Source organism: Pedobacter nototheniae, from assembly GCF_004335085.1.
Taxonomy (GTDB): domain Bacteria; phylum Bacteroidota; class Bacteroidia; order Sphingobacteriales; family Sphingobacteriaceae; genus Pedobacter; species Pedobacter nototheniae.
In genome coordinates, this window is sequence record NZ_RQRS01000021.1 from 31955 (window position 1) to 47704 (window position 15750).

A 15750-nucleotide genomic window follows, 5' to 3' on the forward strand; every position below is an offset into this window, starting at 1 on the left:
CGTAAATGGCTTACAGCGATAACACACCTTTACTGGTTCTGCCATTTACGCATAAATTAATTAGACATGAGCGGACCAAAAGAAAAAAGCAAAAAACCCGGAAGCAACTACGAACAGGAAGTGCCGAAAGGGCGTGAGCCTGTTGACCATAAAACGGTTAAAAACGAGCGAGAAAAAAAGCATAATATAAAAGAGGATGATGATACGAACCTTGCTAAAGAACGTGAGGAGAGCGAACAACCTGTGCATCCTATTAAAAAAGCACCAAAAAAGCAGTAAAGCCTTTTTGTTGTTGGTATTTCAGAATTAGCAATTAACTTTTAAAGCGAAATAAAAGGTAGAGCCTTTACCTTCGGTACTTTCTACCCAAATGCGACCGCCTTCACTTTTAATAATTTCTGATGAGATATAAAGACCTAAGCCTAAACCTGGGTAGGTATGTAAAAGGTGGCCACCAACTCTATAAAACTGATCGAAAACCAGGTGGAGCATATTTGGAGAAATACCAATACCATAATCTTGAACGCTCAAAATTACTTCATTGTTTTCTTGGTAACTTTTAACATCAATATGCTGCGAATCTGTAGAATACTTAATGGCATTTGATAGGAAATTGGTAATTACCTGCCCTATCCTTTCTCTATCAGAGTATAATAGTACATTACTTTGTAAATCGGTATTAATATGATGCTTGCTTGTAGTGTGCTGAATTTCTTCTACTACTTCTGCTACAGCCAAATCAAAATCAAATTTGGCAGGATTAAATACCATTTTACCAGATTGAATTTTGGTTACATCAAGCAAATCTGCAATTAAACCAGTTAACCTGTTTAACTGTAGATCCATTTTTTTAACCATGTTGGCTTTCTTTTCATCACCTTCACTTCTAATCAGCTTTTCTAAAACCTGTGTATAAGCTTTAATACTGGTTACTGGTGTTTTTAATTCGTGACTGGCAACGCCTAAAAACTCATCTTTTTGTTTTTGCAGTTGCACAAGCTTAGTTACATCGGTAGCGCCATGTACAATGGCATAGGTTTCTCCGTTTACGTTTTTTAAGGGTTTATAGGTAAAGTTATACCACCCTTTTTTAGGCTCTCCATTTATAATGAGCATGGCTTCCTGCTGGTCGCTGTGGTAAGGGATTCCGGTGCGGTAAACTTCTTGCAAAATTGGAATAAAGGGCTGTCCTGCAAGTTCAGGAATTGCCTCAATCATAGGTTTACCAATAACACTTACATCTTTATCCCACATTTTAAGCATCTCAGCATTTGCCAGTCTAATTACAATATCCTCGGTTTCGTATAAAGCCATAGGCATTGGATTTTCTAGTAACAGGTTTTTAAAGCGCTCTTCGCTTTCAGCAATTTTATCTCTTATTTTTACTTGATTAGTTACTTCATTTGCCACCACCATGATACCATTGATGTGGTTATCCTCATCCCGTATTGGATCGTAAACAAAATTAAAGTAGCAATGTTGTAATACCCCATCACGCTTTATTACGGCCAATGTTTCGTTTCCATAATGAGAAATTCCTTCGGTATAAACTTTCTTTAATAACTCTAAAAATGGTTGCCCAATTAGTTCTGGCAACCCTTCCATAAGCTTTAAACCGATAACTTCTTTTGGTTTACCCCATAAAGTAAGTAAATCCTTATTGGCTTCTTCAATAATAAAATCTTCGCCTCTTAAAATGCCAATGGCTACGGGTGCATTACGAATTATTCTTCTAAAAAGAACTTCATTTCTTTTAATCTTTAGCCTGGCGTTAACCAACTCGGTTACATCTGTTGCATTATTTAAAATAGCACAAACGTTACCATTAGCGTCTCTTAAAGGTTTATAGATAAAATCGTAATAAAATGTTTTTAAAATGCCGTCATTAATCAGCTGCACTTTATCTTCTTTGGCTTCATAAGCAATACCAGAAGTATAAACTTGCGTTAAAATATCCATAAAGGGCTGGCCCTCCAACTCAGGTAGTGCTTTGGCAAGCTCCATTCCTATTACTGATGCATCTCTTTGCCAAGCTTTTAAAATAGCTTTATTCGCCACCTTTATCACCATATTTTCTCCGGTATAAAGGGCAATAGGCATAGCCGATTCCTCTATTAAAAGAGTAAATAAATCTGAATCATTGTTAAGGTCAAGCTGCATAAAAGAGTTCGAGATCGCAAATATAATTTCTTTTATTTACTAGTTGATTTTAAAAAAGACAATAACACTTTTTCATCGTGTTCTAAACCTGTTTTACTTATCGTTTTGCCTTTACTCATTTTATTCATATACTTTTTAAGCTCATTGTTTTCAAAGGCTGTAAGCAAAATTGGGTATACATAAGAACTTTTGCAAACGGCACGGGTGTTGCCAAGTTTTTTGGCTACACAATCCAAAACATTAATCATTACTTTTTTTGAGTTAATGGTTTCATCTACACTGCAATTTGCAAATTGCCTTAAAGCTTCCAACGTACCACCCCAGGTTCTAAAATCTTTAGCGGTAAAATCATCACCAGTAATTTCTTTAATGTAGTTATTTATCTTTCCAGAATCAACACTTTTATGCTCTTTTCCATTAGAATAAAATTGGAATAGTTCCTGTCCGGGTATATCGCGGCATTTTTTTACCAGTTTGGCTAAATTTCTATCATTAAGTTCTACCTTTTGTAGTACACCCTTTTTGCCAACAAAATCCATGCTAATTTTACTACCATTTATTTTAACGTGCTTATCTCTAAGGGTTGTTAATCCAAAAGATCCATAAAGCTGTTTATAACTTTCGTTGCCCACTCTGATAAGGGTTTTTTGAAGCACATCAACACAAATTGCCAACACCTTTCGTTCATCAAAATCTTTACGCCTTAAATCTTTTGCTAAACGCTTTCGCGCTTCTGGCAAGGCCCTACCAAACTCATACAAACGGTAATATTTATGATCAGATCTTCTGCTCGTCCATTTTTGATGGTACTTATATTGTTTCCTTCCTGCGGCATCAATCCCAGTTACCTGTAAATAAGCATTTGGCTTATTGGCAATCCATACATTTTGCCATGCAGGCGGAATTACAAGTGCCTTTATTCTGCCTAGATGCTTTTCATCGGTAATTTTATGACCATCTTTATCTTCATAAAAAAACTTCCCTGGTTTGCCTTTACGATAAATTCCTGGCATGGAATCAGTAACATAAACCAATCCACTCGCCTTAACAACATCTTTACCTTGTACCATTTTAACCTATAAGTATGATTTATTTTTTAGTTATTTTGCAAAACTTAATGATGATACACACGTTAAGTTTTATAAATAGTTAGAAACACAACATATTCTGATGAAAATAGTTTTTATGGGTACGCCCGACTTTGCCGTTGCTTCTTTAGATGCGCTCGTACAAGCCAATTTTAATGTGGTTGCTGTGGTTACAGCACCTGATAAACCTGCTGGCCGTGGACAAAAATTAAATGAAAGTGCTGTTAAAAAGTATGCAGTTGAAAAGGGAATTCCGGTATTGCAACCCGAAAAACTTAAAAACCCTGAATTTTTAACAGAGCTTAAAAGTTTTAATGCCGATTTACAAATTGTTGTGGCTTTTAGAATGTTGCCTGAGGTTGTTTGGAATATGCCACCAAAGGGAACCGTAAATTTACACGGATCATTATTACCACAATACCGCGGTGCTGCCCCAATAAACCATGTAATTATTAATGGCGAAAAGGAAAGTGGTGTAACTACGTTCTTTTTAAAACACGAAATTGATACTGGAGATGTAATTATGAGCGATAGCATTGCGATTGCCGATGACGAAACTGCTGGAGAGCTGCATGATAAATTAATGATTGTTGGCGCCAAATTATTAGTTAAAACGGTTAAAGCAATCGAAGAAAATAACTTTACAGAACAACCGCAACCACAAAGTATAGATTTAAAGCATGCACCGAAAATTTTTAAGGACGATTGTAAAATAGATTGGAACAATAATGTACAATCTGTTTACAACTTAATAAGAGGATTAAGTCCTTACCCTACTGCTTTTACTTTACTTAATGATAAAACCTTAAAAATTTTTAAAGCTGAACTTGAGGATAAAGAACCTGGAATTTCTGCTGGAAGCTTTTTAACGGATGGTAAAACTTACTTGAAATTTGCAACCAAAAATGGTTTCATAAAACTTATAGATATACAATACGAGGGCAAAAAAAGAATGCTTATAGAAGATTTTTTGAGAGGAATGAGATTATAATCAATCACGCTAAATAAATACCTATGAAAACAGACCCAATTATAGTAGAACAGGTGGTTAATGTTAAGCCAAGTGAGGTTTGGAAAGCCTTAACTGATAAAAACGAAATGAAAAGCTGGTACTTTGAATTGAATGATTTTAAACCTCAGGTGGGTTTTAAATTTGACTTTCTGGGTGGTGCTGAAGATAAGCAATACCTTCATTTATGTAAGGTAACGGAGGTTGAAGAAGATAAAAAATTATCTCATACCTGGGTATATGATAATTATGAAGGAAATTCGGTTGTAACGTGGGAACTTTTTGAAACTGCAGATGGTACACGTGTAAAGCTTACGCATGTTGGTACCGAAACTTTTCCTAAGGATGATCCTAATTTTGCCCGCAAAAGCTTTGAAGCCGGCTGGAACCAGATTGTAAGAACAAGCTTAAAGGATTATTTAGAAAAATAATTCCCTAATTATTTACTGTATCATAAAATTTGTGGTACAGTAAATTACTCTTCTAAAAAGCTTAATACTGTTTTATTAAAAAGCTCAGGATTTTCTGTAACTACAAAATGCGTTTGCTTTTTAAGTAAAATTAATTTCGCATTAGGAATGCTGTTTGCAATTAAACGGGTGTGGTTTTCGAGAATTAAATCTTTTTCTCCTGCCATTATTAAGGTTCTTGCTTTTATAGCATTTAAAGTTTCGGGATTAATATTTGGCTCTTTTAATAACATTTCAAGTAGGCGAAGAGTAACTAAATTACTAGCCTTATTTTCTTCCTTTATACGTTTAATATCGTGCTCAGTTGTACTAATTATCTTTTTTGATAAGGCGCTAGCTGATGGGTTAAGGTTTGCCCCCATTGTAATTAACGTTTTTACGTAATCTGGATATTTACTGGCTAAAATAAGACTGGTATTGCCACCATCACTCCATCCAACAATATTGACATTTTTTAAGTGCAGAGAATCTAAAACGGTTTTCAAATCATCAGCAAATAAGTCGTAAGAAAAATTTTCTGTAATTAAATCCTTGCTGTTCCCTTGTCCCCTGGTATCAATAGCAATAACCTTATATTTTTTTGATAATACGGGAATTTGCTGCCAAAAACTGTTTATTGATCCGCCATTACCATGCAGCAATAAAAGCGGTTCGCCACTGCCATAAGTTTCATAATAAATACGTATGCCATTGCTAACCTTTATAAAATTACCCGCTTTTTTATTGTACCCATAAATAATTCTTTCATCAGGTTTAGCATTTTCAGAATGGATATGAAGACTGTTTTTATAATTCGGGTCTGCATCAAGATGTAAGTTTACTTTAACATCCTTTTTGTTTTTAAGGGTTTCGGTATTGCTCAAGCCATCAACAGGGTTTTTATATGAAGACAATTCAAAATCACCATTTTCTATTGGAACTTCTATCCAGTTGCCTTCATGGCTTTTAACCATCATCTTGATATTGTCGAAGTAGAAATCACCATTACCATAAATATGAAGATACAACCAAAAATTACTTGCCTGCGTCGCAATAATCCCTGTAATGATGGTTTTTTGCCAGCCTTTATTATTGGTTAAACCTGCCGCAATTTTGCGTGTATCTTCAATAAAATCCCACTTGCTTTTACCAACCTGCAGTACCGAAAATCCTGCTTTACCCTGTTCATTATTTACAATTGTTTTTGCTTCGGCAGTAATTTGATATTCTAATCCAGCATATTTTTTAACAGGAATTATTTTTACCAAAGCCAAATCGTTTAGTGTAGCCTGTTGTTGTGCTTTGCCTAAAATGGTACAAAGAAGAAAAAATATAGAAAGAAAAATTCTCATGTAGTTTTACTTAAATAATTACTTACAAAGCAAAACTAGTATTAACACAAACGCTAAAATTGTAAAAATGTAAACAACTACATAAAAAGCCAGTTTCCGGCTCCTTTTTGTAGCTTAACGTTTTCGAAAAACTTTTTAGGAGTTAATCCGGTAAGCAACTTAAACTCTTTAACCATATGAGATTGATCGTAAAAAAGAGATTCATAACTTAATGAAGTCAGGTTTTCTTCCCTTTTTAAAGAATCTATTCTATTGTTTAATGTTTCTCTAAATCGGTGAATTTTACGAAAGTCGGCAGGGCTTTTCCCTAAATACTTATTAAATAATTTGTTGATATTTTGTCTGCTAGTAGCATACTTAAGGGCAAGCGACGCAATACTTTTTTCCTGATCTGTTTGTAAATCGTCCAATAAGCTTTCTACCAACACATGTTTAAAGCCGTTAAGCTTTGAGAGCCAATATTTTTCAATTTTATTAATTTTTTGCTGAGTATTTTCTTCATTTAAAATGGAAATCATATTGGTTTTATAATCTTCATATGGATTAAAATGATTTAAAAGATCGTTGCTAAAAGGGATTATTTGCGGAAGAAAAGCATTTAACCCCAATGGCTTAAAATGAAAAGTAATTTCGGTTATTGCACCACAATGTATTGCTTTTATAGGCATTGTATAGTTACCTACCAGTATAGAAGAAAACTCAATTTCTTTATTTTGCGCTATTACAACCTGATTATTTTTTAATTCTACCAGCGTATTTCTATAAACTGATAGATTAATAAAGTTATTAGGAAACGTGAGGTACTCTACATCGTCCTCTTCTTTTTCTTTTAGCAGAAAATAATAACCATCTAAAAAAGGTTTTAATAATTCGCTTCTGGTTTGATAAAACTGAACCTGCACTGCATTAAAAACTATTCAATTTTTCGACAAGAAACTTTGAAAATTCGTTAAAATAGCGTTTTCTACCGTAGCCCATAACCCACTGAATACCTTGTGTAGCGTTTGTAATAAAAACCTCTTCGGCTTCTTTTAAAATCTCCGGATTAATTTGTGCCTCGATAAGTGGAATATTATTCATTTTTGCTATTTGCATTACAGCAGTACGCATTACACCGCCAACGCAACCTTCGGTTAAGGCAGGGGTATAAATTTGCTTGTTGTAAACCACAAAAACATTTGCACTAATGCTTTCGCACAAAAAGCCATGCTGATTTAAAATCATCGCTTCATCCAGGCGATTATTGGTTTTATAAATACCTGCCATAACATACAACAAGGCATTAGATGTTTTAAAGTTTGATAATTTATTAACGGGTTTCGTCATTTCATCAAACACATCTATTATCAACCCTTTGGTATTAATATCGTATAAATTGCTTTTTAAGGGAATACCTTCTAAAACATAACCAGCTTTATTTACTTCTGGAGTATAAACGCCAGCGCCAGCGCGATAAACAGACATTCGAAAACGGACATTTCCATTCCATTTATTCTTTTTAGAGAGATCACTTGTTTTTTGTCGTAAAAAGTAATCATCCATTAAAGCATGGCCATCCATTTTTAAGGCTTTCATTCCAGCAATAAGCCTATCAGCATGCAAATCAGCAAATTGAAGTTTATTATTAATCATGCGCATGCTCTCAAAAAGACCATCGCCAAATTTAAATCCTCTGTTGGATGCTGTAATCACAGGAGTATCTACCGTGTGGTATTCATCATTAAATAAAAGGTACTCTTGGGGCATATTTTATGATGTAGCGGTATAATTTTTCCATTTAGTTAAGGCTGCCTTAAAATCTTCGGGTAATTCAGATTCAAAAAACATATATTCTTTTGTTGTGGGATGAATAAAGCCCAATGATTGTGCATGCAGCGCCTGCCTTGGTAATAATTGGAAGCAGTTTTCTACAAATTGTTTGTACTTGTTAAACGTTGTTCCTTTTAAAATCTTATCTCCGCCATAAGTTGCATCATTAAATAAAGGATGCCCAATATGTTGCATATGTGCCCTAATTTGATGTGTACGCCCAGTTTCAAGCTGGCAACTAATTAATGTTACATATCCTAAACGTTCTAAAACGGTATAGTGTGTTACAGACCATTTTCCTTTTTCTTCATCGTCATAAATATCCATTACCCGACGATCCTTTACGCTACGACCGATGTAACCAGTTACAGTTCCATCATTTTCTACATCACCCCAAACCAGCGCAATATATTTCCTGGTAATGCTGTGATCAAAAAATTGCTTTGCCAAGTGTGTTATAGAACGTTCGTTTTTACTAATCAACAACAATCCGGATGTATCTTTATCAATACGATGTACTAAACCCGGACGGCCATCATTGCCAGGTAACTGGGGCAATTGCTCAAAATGAAAAGCCAAAGCATTAACCAAAGTTCCGGTATAATTGTTAAATCCTGGGTGTACAACCATGCCCGCAGCTTTATTAACTACGAGTAAATCGCTGTCTTCGTAAATAATATCAAGAGGTAAATCTTCAGGATAAACTTCGGTATCACGTGGCGGATGCGGTAAAACAATTGAGATTTCATCAAAGGGTTTTACCTTATAACTTGCCTTAATTGGTTTTTCATTAACCAGCACATTACCGGCTTCAATGGCATTTTGAATACGATTACGAGACGCATTTTCTACCCGATGCATTAAAAATTTATCGATTCTTAGTAAGGATTGCCCTTTATCAACGATAACTCTTAAATGCTCATATAAATCCTGCTCTTCTGATTCCTGAAGCTCTACTTCGTTTTCCATGCTGCAAAAATAAACTTTTAAGACTAAGATTTTTTCAAATGATTTTAGAATTTGGAAACTATTTTAGTTGTACCATAATTTCAACAGTTAAGGGGAAAATTGAGCAATTAAATCAACGAATGATTTACTATACAGTAATATATTTAAATTATGATAAAATTGTTCAGCTTTAACTACAAAATAAGAATACTATACAGTCATTTTTAAATATTTGAGATTACACAATATTAACTTTACTCAAAAATTGCTTCTGCACGTTAAATTTGTGTTAAGTTTAAAAAGGTACGATACGTTAGCAAAATTTGGCTTGCTATTTGCTCTAGCAGCATTACCTAATAATAATTACCATGAAAAATTTTACACAGAACGTTAAAATTGTACTTAACTTTTTTCCTTACCTAGTAAGAAAAATCTATTTTAAGTAATAACCTCTTAAAAAATTTTGAAAGACACTTGCAATTTGCAGGTGTTTTTTATTTTTACACGTGTTCGAAAATATATACAGCCCCATACATAAAATAGAATTTGCGCCTTTTAATAACTTCTTTGTTAAAAGAGACGACTTGATAGATCCTTACATTTCGGGCAACAAGTGGCGAAAACTAAAGTACACCATTGAAAAACTCCAGTCTGAAAAAAAATCACATATTGTAACTTTCGGCGGCGCATACTCCAACCACTTGCTGGCAACAGCAGCAGCGGCAGCGAAACTTAAATTAAAGGTTACAGCTTTTGTTCGTGGCGAAGCTGTTAAAAATGAAATGCTTATGCTTTGTTCTTTATTTGGCATGGAGCTTATTTTTACCGATCGCGAAAGTTATAAAAACAAAGCCCAATTGTTTAATAGCCACTTTGGTAACGATAATGAAGCTTATTTTATTGATGAAGGTGGCGCATCAAACGAGGCCATTCTGGGTTGTGCTGAAATTATAGATGAACTACCAATTGCTTACGACCATATATTTTGCGCCGCTGGTACGGGCACTACCGCCGCCGGATTATTAAAAGGAATACAGCAGAAAAAATTAAATACTAAGCTGCATGTTATCCCAGTTTTAAAAGGTGGGGATTTTATTAAGGATGAGATTGAAAAGTATACCCATTTATCAGAAAACCTAGTGCTGCATACCGATTACCATTTTGGTGGCTATGCTAAAACAACTCCCGAATTAATTTCCTTTATTAAATTATTTACTGCCCAAACGGGTTTATTAATTGATCCGGTTTATACTGCAAAGATGTTTTATTCGATTATCGATTTAGAGCAGAAAAACGTAATTGATAAAAATGATAACATCTTAGCGATTCATACAGGTGGTTTATTAGGGATTTTGGGAATGAAGGAAAAGTTTATCTAAACTAAAATTTATCAAAACGGCATTAAAAAGTATCGAGACAAGAATTATAATTTTATACTATTTTTGATCTGTATTTCTAATTCATCACAATGCATCGCGATTATAGTTCTATTAGTCCATCAGCCAAAGCATTATTGCTTACTAAAAGCTTAACAACTATTCCTTTTATAGCAGATGCAGCAAGATTAATTTTAGGAAATGAGGTGGTAGATCAACTGGCTGCAGATAAACATGATGAAACCTTTTTAAAACGTTTATTGCATTTCGAAAGTCGTTACTTATCGCTGGATAGTTTACTTTTTGCCTCGGGAAGCTTAAACGTTCTCGAAATTTCTTCAGGCTTCTCTTTCCGTGGATTAAACATGGCTTTAAACCATCCTAATATTTATTACCTGGATACAGATTTGGCTGAGGTGATAAATATTAAACAGGAACTAACGGAGTTGTTGATCCGGCAGGAACAACTACATTTAAAGGGAAAACTACAAACTAAAATACTAAATGCGCTTGATGAAAATGGCTTTGCTGAAGCCTTAAAACAAATGCCAGCAGGTAAATTAAGTATTATTAATGAGGGCCTGCTAATGTATTTAAATATGGATGAAAAAGCTAAGCTTTGCCAAATTATACATAAAGCACTAAAATTAAGAGGTGGTTATTGGATTACAGCAGATATTTATATTAAGAAAGATTTGGGGCAAAATACCAATCCTGACGCTTTTAACCAGTTTTTAAATGCACACCATGTTGAAGAAAATAAATTTGAGAGCTTTGAGCAAGCTGAAGCCTTTTTTAAAGATCAAGGTTTTAAATTAATTACCAAAGCAACTTCTGTATGGCATCAGCTATCATCTGTAAAATATGTAAATGCCGAAATAATGAAGAGCTTAGTTAAACAGGCCAGCACCATTGGAAAAATTAGAGAAACCTGGGCACTTAAAGCCATTTAAATAAGCTTATGACAGCACTTGAAAACCATTTAGCTAATTATTTTGGTGTAATTGATTCTGCAGATTTAAAGGCAATTGCCAATAAATTTAAGCTTACTGAAATTAAAAAGGGCGAATATTTCCTTAAAGTAGATAAAACGGTTAATCAACTGGCTTTTACACAATCAGGATTATTAAGAGTTTTTGTTAATACTGGCGATAGAGAAATTACACAATGGATTACTCAGGAAAATTCTTTTTTAACCGATCTTTCGGGCTTTATATTAAATTCGCCATCTCGATGGAACATTCAGGCACTAACGGATGTTACGCTATATTTTATCAATAAAACAGATTACATCGATTTGGGCAAGCAAATACCTGCGTGGCAAACTTTCGAAACCCGCTTTATTACCAAGTGCTTCGCAATAATGGAAGATCGTATATTTAGTCACCTTTCAATGTCGGCGGAAGAAAGATACCACCATTTTTTTAATCACAATAAGGCATTATTTAATACCGTACCCTTGCAGTACCTGGCTTCTATGCTGGGCATGACGCCTGAAACCTTCAGTAGAATAAGAAAAAAGCAGCATTTTATTTCTTCTTGATTTTTATCAAGAGCAAGCCGCTTAATCGTTTGCATCTTTGTATAAGCAAACGGAATTTTAAAATGAGAAGTTTTTTTCTCTGTGTGCTAAATAGTTATAATCTTATTTATTTACAGTAGAGTTATGCCAACGGAAATTAAAACCACCATTTTAATCAATGCAACACCTAATAAAGTATGGAATATTTTAACCGACTTTAATGAGTATCCTAATTGGAATCCTTTTATAAAATCAATTAGCGGAGCGGTAAAGATAGGCCAGAAAATAAAAGTAGAAATTGCTCCGCCAGATGCTAAGAAAATGATTTTTAAACCAGAAGTTCTAATTTTAGAAAACAATAAACACTTCAGTTGGATTGGACATCTATTGTTTCCAGGAATTTTTGATGGTCAGCACCACTTTGAACTTATTGATAATGGTGATGGAACAACTACCTTTAATCAAAGTGAAAGATTTACAGGCATTTTGGTGCCACTATTTAAAAGCCAACTGAATAATAATACTGCCAGAGGTTTTAATTTAATGAATGAGAAACTTAAGGAAGTGGCAGAGCAATAAATCTTAAAAAGATCGTCATTGCTTTTTAATTTGCAATGACGATAAATGATTTAATTTAATTTCCACTCTGGTCGTTCAAAATGGCAGGTATACCCATATGGGTTCTTTTGCAAATATGCTTGATGTTCCTCTTCGGCATTCCAAAAATCGGTTGCTGGTACAACTTCTGTAACAATTTGCCCTGGCCATTTGCCTGATGTATTCATTTCTGCAATTAATGCTTTGGCTGTTTCCTCCTGTTTTTCATCCACAAAAAATATAGCCGATCGGTACGATGTACCCACATCATTTCCTTGTCTGTTACGTGTTGTTGGGTTATGAATCATAAAGAAATATTCAAGCAACTTACGATAAGATAATTTCTCAGGGTCAAAAATAACTTCAATACCTTCAGCATGCGTACCATGATTACGATAAGTTGCATTAGGTACATCGCCCCCGGTATAACCCACTACAGTAGAAATTACACCTGGATAATTACGAATAAGTTCTTCTACTCCCCAAAAGCAACCGCCAGCAAGAATGGCTTTTTCAGTACTCATATATATCTCCTTTTTTAATTAACTAAAATACGGCGATGAACTGTAATTGGCAAACATATACGCCGCCAAAAATAGTTTATGCCTTATAGTGCTGCAAAATTACCAAAGGGCGACAAAACCAAGAATTAAACACTTTTTAAGACAAAGGGATAACGCTATGTTGATGTTGGGGTAATATTGCAACGGTATTTTTACTTTAATGATAAAAGCTCTTCTGTTGTTAATGATCATTTTACCTTTTATAGCTGTAGCACAAAATAATAATGCGCCATCAAGTTATGATCCACACGACATTAAAATTACGGGTTACCTGCAAACCCAATTTCAAAAAGCACAGTCTGCAGGAATAGCATCATTTTCTGGCGGTGATTTTTCTGCAAATTCAGACAATCGCTTTATGATTAGGAGAGGGCGTTTAAAAATTGATAGAGTAGATAAATATACCAGTATTGTTTTTCAGCTGGATGCTACACAAGATGGATTACAATTAATGGATGCATTTATTCAGCTAAAGGAACCCAAATATAAAGCTCTATTATTTACTGCAGGTTTATTTAATAAGCCCTTTGGCTATTCTATAGTTTATTCATCTGGTTATCGCGATTTTCCTGAACGAGCACGTGTGTTTCAAACATTAATGCCTCGTGAGCGTGATCTTGGTGCCTTAATTCATTATAATCCTCAAAAAGTAGCCAAGTTTTTAACATTGGAAATTGCTGTAGTTAATGGTAGTGGAAAAAATGCTAAAGATTACGACAGTAAAAAGGATTTTATAGGCAACCTGGGTTTTAGGTTCGATAGCCTTGCAAACAAGAAGTTGCACCTGGGTTTTGGAGGCTCTATTTATAAAGGCTCTGTTCGCAGTAATACCAAAACTTATTTTACCTCAACAAATAATGGTTATGCAGCAAATACTAGCGAAGGTTTTGTAGGCAAAAACATAGAAAGGAACTATTATGGAGGCAATTTACAACTCCAATACGATAGTTATTTTGGCACTACCACCCTTAAAGGAGAATATGTTGCTGGTAAACAACCTGGTGTAGCATCAGCGGGTTTAGATAAATTAATAGGTCCTTATGCAAGTCAGAGCTTTGGTACACAACCACTAGATAATTTATACGAGCGCAATTTTAGCGGCTATTATTTATGGTTTACCCAACAAATAGCCAAAACCAAGTTAACAGCTTTAATTGCTTACGATGTGTATGATCCCAACACCGATACTGCGGGCAAAAGCATTGGCGTGGAAGGTAATTTTACTAACGCGGCCGATATAAAATATAGCACTATCGGCTATGGCCTAGCCTATCAATTAAATCAACGCTTAAAATTTACAGTTTATAACGAGCACATAAAAAATGAAACTACAAGCTTAAAAAACTATTCCAATGATACAAGGGATGATGTGTTTACAACACGAATGCAATATCGATGGTAGTTTAAAGGCTAAACTATAAACACTAAACCTTTCCAAATTTAAATTAAAAAATACTATGCTTTTTTGCAACATTCTACCCTTTTTAGGTGAAACTGATTTAACCACTGGCCTTTCTATAGTCTTTGGGCTATGCTTACTTGCCGTTGTTGCCTTTGAATTTGTGAACGGTTTTCATGATACAGCAAATGCAGTAGCAACGGTAATCTATACCAAGGCACTTAAGCCTGTTATTGCAATTCCATGGTCGGGCTTTTGGAACTTTTTAGGTGTTACTACAGGTGGTATTGCCGTAGCCATGGGTATTTTAAAGCTTGTACCCATGGATACCTTGATGACGCTTCCGGTAGCGGTTGGGGCAAGTTTGGTGCTAGCGGTTTTACTTGCTGCAATTATATGGAATTTAGGAACCTGGTATTTAGGCATCCCTTGCTCCAGTTCTCATACTTTAATTGGTGCCCTAATAGGTGCCGGATTAGGTTTTACCTGGTATTATGGTGGTAGCGGTGTAAACTGGCATAAAGCCGAAGAAATTGGTTTATCACTTATCCTTTCTCCACTTATAGGCTTTGGATTGGCTATTTTACTGATGCTTTTTTTGAAACATGTAATTAGATATAAAGCGCTTTTTCATATTCCACAAGGCGAAAATGACAGACCTCCGCTATTAATCAGAATAATATTAATTATAACATGTACGCTAGTAAGTTTTTTTCACGGCAGTAACGATGGGCAAAAAGGTGTGGGTCTTTTTATGTTAATTTTAATTGCATTTTTACCAGCCAAGTTTGCTATAGATCATCATATACCTAATAGCAAAATTATTTCTACGCTAAATCAAACCGAACAAATTTTACAGAAACTCTCTATTAGCAACACTAAAAACAGTGTAGAATTTACTGCGCTAAACGCTAATATTGAAACAGTAAAAATTCATTTGGCCAACAAAAACGAAAAAGATAAAGAAGGAACATATAAATTTAGAAAACAAGTAGAAGGCCTAGTAAAATCTATTGGAGCCCTAAAGGATAATAAAGCAATCGTTATTGATGAGAAAAATAGCGCAGCACTTAACCAAAGTATTATTGACTTAAAAAAATTGACTGATTTCGCGCCAATCTGGGTAATTATCGTAATCTCGGTTTCATTAGGTTTAGGCACCATGATAGGTTGGAAAAGAATTGTTGTTACCATTGGCGAAAAAATTGGTAACGAGCATTTAAATTATGCTCAGGGCGCATCAAGCGAAATTGTTGCGGCATCAACTATTGGTATAAGTACCATTTTGGGTTTACCAGTAAGCACAACCCACGTTTTATCAAGTGGTATTGCCGGAGCAATGGTTGCATCAGGCGGAAAAAGCAATTTAAATGCAGGTACATTAAAAAGCATTGGCTTAGCATGGGTATTAACTTTACCGGTTTCCATATTGCTATCTTTATTGTTATTTATGCTATTCCACCTATTTATTTAATAAT

At 34.6% G+C, this 15750-nt stretch carries 16 protein-coding genes; 9 read left to right on the top strand and 7 right to left on the bottom strand.

Going from position 1 to position 15750, the window contains the following annotated elements; translation table 11 throughout:
- The first annotated feature begins 66 nt into the window (after window positions 1-66).
- Window positions 67-279, top strand: coding sequence for a hypothetical protein (locus tag EHC72_RS17065; RefSeq protein WP_131538925.1), 213 nt, complete (start codon window positions 67-69; stop codon window positions 277-279).
- 27 nt (window positions 280-306) lie between these two features.
- On the opposite strand, the gene EHC72_RS17070 is transcribed toward EHC72_RS17065, so the two are convergent.
- Together EHC72_RS17070 and EHC72_RS17075 are read right to left on the bottom strand one after the other, a co-directional pair.
- Entirely contained in the window at window positions 307-2160 is a 1854-nt protein-coding gene (locus EHC72_RS17070; protein ID WP_131538926.1) for a PAS domain-containing sensor histidine kinase, read from the bottom strand.
- A 32-nt stretch (window positions 2161-2192) separates the two neighbouring features.
- A complete protein-coding gene (locus EHC72_RS17075) occupies window positions 2193-3230 on the bottom strand; it encodes a DNA topoisomerase IB (protein WP_131538927.1) in 1038 nt (345 codons plus the stop codon).
- 100 nt (window positions 3231-3330) lie between these two features.
- Here EHC72_RS17075 and fmt point away from each other — a divergent pair, with 100 nt between their 5' ends.
- Together fmt and EHC72_RS17085 are read left to right on the top strand one after the other, a co-directional pair.
- Complete coding sequence (gene fmt, locus EHC72_RS17080) at window positions 3331-4239, top strand: methionyl-tRNA formyltransferase (RefSeq protein WP_131538928.1); 909 nt, start codon at window positions 3331-3333, stop codon at window positions 4237-4239.
- 23 nt (window positions 4240-4262) lie between these two features.
- Window positions 4263-4688: an SRPBCC family protein gene (locus tag EHC72_RS17085; RefSeq protein WP_131538929.1), complete on the top strand. Its 426-nt coding sequence runs from the start codon at window positions 4263-4265 to the stop codon at window positions 4686-4688.
- 44 nt (window positions 4689-4732) lie between these two features.
- On the opposite strand, the gene EHC72_RS17090 is transcribed toward EHC72_RS17085, so the two are convergent.
- The 4 genes from EHC72_RS17090 to EHC72_RS17105 form a co-directional block, all read right to left on the bottom strand.
- Window positions 4733-6058 carry an alpha/beta fold hydrolase gene (locus tag EHC72_RS17090; RefSeq protein ID WP_131538930.1) on the bottom strand — a complete coding sequence of 442 codons (1326 nt, stop codon included), beginning with the start codon at window positions 6056-6058 and terminating at the stop codon, window positions 4733-4735.
- Window positions 6059-6135: 77 nt separating this feature from the next.
- Window positions 6136-6960, bottom strand: coding sequence for a helix-turn-helix domain-containing protein (locus tag EHC72_RS17095; RefSeq protein ID WP_131538931.1), 825 nt, complete (start codon window positions 6958-6960; stop codon window positions 6136-6138).
- A 4-nt stretch (window positions 6961-6964) separates the two neighbouring features.
- Entirely contained in the window at window positions 6965-7804 is an 840-nt protein-coding gene (locus tag EHC72_RS17100; protein ID WP_131538932.1) for an aminotransferase class IV, read from the bottom strand.
- Window positions 7805-7807: 3 nt separating this feature from the next.
- On the bottom strand, window positions 7808-8836 hold the full coding sequence (locus EHC72_RS17105) for an RluA family pseudouridine synthase (RefSeq protein ID WP_131538933.1): 1029 nt from the start codon (window positions 8834-8836) through the stop codon (window positions 7808-7810).
- A 485-nt stretch (window positions 8837-9321) separates the two neighbouring features.
- On the opposite strand from EHC72_RS17105, the gene EHC72_RS17110 reads away from it, so the two are divergent.
- The 4 genes from EHC72_RS17110 to EHC72_RS17125 all read left to right on the top strand — a co-directional run bounded on the left by EHC72_RS17110 (window position 9322) and on the right by EHC72_RS17125 (window position 12292).
- Complete coding sequence (locus EHC72_RS17110) at window positions 9322-10194, top strand: 1-aminocyclopropane-1-carboxylate deaminase/D-cysteine desulfhydrase (RefSeq protein WP_131538934.1); 873 nt, start codon at window positions 9322-9324, stop codon at window positions 10192-10194.
- A gap of 89 nt (window positions 10195-10283) precedes the next feature.
- Window positions 10284-11144, top strand: coding sequence for a hypothetical protein (locus tag EHC72_RS17115; RefSeq protein WP_131538935.1), 861 nt, complete (start codon window positions 10284-10286; stop codon window positions 11142-11144).
- Window positions 11145-11152: 8 nt separating this feature from the next.
- Complete coding sequence (locus EHC72_RS17120) at window positions 11153-11734, top strand: Crp/Fnr family transcriptional regulator (RefSeq protein WP_131538936.1); 582 nt, start codon at window positions 11153-11155, stop codon at window positions 11732-11734.
- Between the two features lie 123 nt (window positions 11735-11857).
- Window positions 11858-12292 (top strand): SRPBCC domain-containing protein, encoded by a 435-nt coding sequence (locus EHC72_RS17125; protein ID WP_131538937.1) that lies wholly within the window; start codon window positions 11858-11860, stop codon window positions 12290-12292.
- A 50-nt stretch (window positions 12293-12342) separates the two neighbouring features.
- Here the strand turns inward: EHC72_RS17125 and msrA are convergent, their stop codons facing one another.
- Complete coding sequence (gene msrA / locus EHC72_RS17130) at window positions 12343-12834, bottom strand: peptide-methionine (S)-S-oxide reductase MsrA (protein WP_131538938.1); 492 nt, start codon at window positions 12832-12834, stop codon at window positions 12343-12345.
- Between the two features lie 199 nt (window positions 12835-13033).
- Between msrA and EHC72_RS17135 the strand changes: the two genes are divergently transcribed.
- Window positions 13034-14275 carry a porin gene (locus EHC72_RS17135; RefSeq protein WP_131538939.1) on the top strand — a complete coding sequence of 414 codons (1242 nt, stop codon included), beginning with the start codon at window positions 13034-13036 and terminating at the stop codon, window positions 14273-14275.
- A 55-nt stretch (window positions 14276-14330) separates the two neighbouring features.
- The gene (locus EHC72_RS17140) at window positions 14331-15746 is read left to right on the top strand and encodes an inorganic phosphate transporter (RefSeq protein WP_131538940.1); all 1416 of its coding nucleotides are present in this window, start codon (window positions 14331-14333) and stop codon (window positions 15744-15746) included.
- The last annotated feature ends 4 nt before the right edge of the window (window positions 15747-15750 follow it).

What these genes read in the sequence shown, in the direction of transcription:
- EHC72_RS17135 (WP_131538939.1), top strand. Translation starts at nt 13,034, where the DNA reads ATGATAAAAGCTCTTCTGTTGTTAATGATCATTTTACCTTTTATAGCT.
- EHC72_RS17075 (WP_131538927.1), bottom strand. Translation starts at nt 3,230, where the DNA reads ATGGTACAAGGTAAAGATGTTGTTAAGGCGAGTGGATTGGTTTATGTT.
- EHC72_RS17070 (WP_131538926.1), bottom strand. Translation starts at nt 2,160, where the DNA reads ATGCAGCTTGACCTTAACAATGATTCAGATTTATTTACTCTTTTAATA.
- fmt (WP_131538928.1), top strand. Translation starts at nt 3,331, where the DNA reads ATGAAAATAGTTTTTATGGGTACGCCCGACTTTGCCGTTGCTTCTTTA.
- EHC72_RS17105 (WP_131538933.1), bottom strand. Translation starts at nt 8,836, where the DNA reads ATGGAAAACGAAGTAGAGCTTCAGGAATCAGAAGAGCAGGATTTATAT.
- msrA (WP_131538938.1), bottom strand. Translation starts at nt 12,834, where the DNA reads ATGAGTACTGAAAAAGCCATTCTTGCTGGCGGTTGCTTTTGGGGAGTA.
- EHC72_RS17090 (WP_131538930.1), bottom strand. Translation starts at nt 6,058, where the DNA reads ATGAGAATTTTTCTTTCTATATTTTTTCTTCTTTGTACCATTTTAGGC.
- EHC72_RS17125 (WP_131538937.1), top strand. Translation starts at nt 11,858, where the DNA reads ATGCCAACGGAAATTAAAACCACCATTTTAATCAATGCAACACCTAAT.
- EHC72_RS17065 (WP_131538925.1), top strand. Translation starts at nt 67, where the DNA reads ATGAGCGGACCAAAAGAAAAAAGCAAAAAACCCGGAAGCAACTACGAA.
- EHC72_RS17115 (WP_131538935.1), top strand. Translation starts at nt 10,284, where the DNA reads ATGCATCGCGATTATAGTTCTATTAGTCCATCAGCCAAAGCATTATTG.
- EHC72_RS17100 (WP_131538932.1), bottom strand. Translation starts at nt 7,804, where the DNA reads ATGCCCCAAGAGTACCTTTTATTTAATGATGAATACCACACGGTAGAT.
- EHC72_RS17140 (WP_131538940.1), top strand. Translation starts at nt 14,331, where the DNA reads ATGCTTTTTTGCAACATTCTACCCTTTTTAGGTGAAACTGATTTAACC.
- EHC72_RS17085 (WP_131538929.1), top strand. Translation starts at nt 4,263, where the DNA reads ATGAAAACAGACCCAATTATAGTAGAACAGGTGGTTAATGTTAAGCCA.
- EHC72_RS17120 (WP_131538936.1), top strand. Translation starts at nt 11,153, where the DNA reads ATGACAGCACTTGAAAACCATTTAGCTAATTATTTTGGTGTAATTGAT.